Origin of the sequence: Pseudomonas sp. 67(2021) (genome assembly GCF_017491835.1) — a bacterium.
GTDB lineage: Bacteria > Pseudomonadota > Gammaproteobacteria > Pseudomonadales > Pseudomonadaceae > Aquipseudomonas > Aquipseudomonas atacamensis.
In genome coordinates, this window is record NZ_JAFGYL010000059.1 from 1 (window position 1) to 604 (window position 604).

At 60.6% G+C, this 604-nt stretch carries 1 protein-coding gene; it reads left to right on the forward strand.

The window, feature by feature from the left end; translation table 11 throughout:
• The coding region (locus J5M66_RS26480; protein WP_207817530.1) for an amino acid permease at positions 1 to 604 on the forward strand (604 nt) is incomplete at both ends.

The window sequence follows — 604 nt, forward strand, 5'->3', positions numbered from 1 at the left end:
CAGGGGCGATCCTGATCGGTTGGGGCATTACTGCGATAGGCATGCTGACGCTGGCGTTCGTCTTTCAGACGCTGGCCAATCGCAAGCCGGAGCTGGACTCGGGCGTCTACGCCTACGCCAAGGCCGGGTTTGGCGATTACATGGGATTTTCATCAGCGTGGGGTTACTGGATCAGCGCCTGGCTGGGCAACGTCGGCTATTTTGTGTTGCTGTTCAGCACCCTTGGCTATTTCTTTCCGGTGTTCGGTCAGGGCAACACGCCGATCGCCATCGGCTGCGCTTCGGTGCTGTTGTGGGCGGTGCATTTTCTGGTGATGCGCGGGATCAAGGAGGCGGCGCTGATCAACCAGCTGACCACCGTGGCCAAGGTCGTGCCGCTGATCATGTTCATCGTCATCGCTGCGGTGGCATTCAAGGCTGACATCTTCACCCGCGACATCTGGGGCCGCAGCAACCCGAACTTCGGTGGGGTGATGGACCAGGTGCGCAACATGATGCTGGTCACCGTCTGGGTGTTCATCGGCATCGAAGGCGCGAGCATCTTCTCCGCCCGCGCCGAGAAACGCTCGGATGTCGGCAAGGCCACCGTGATCGGCTTCATCAC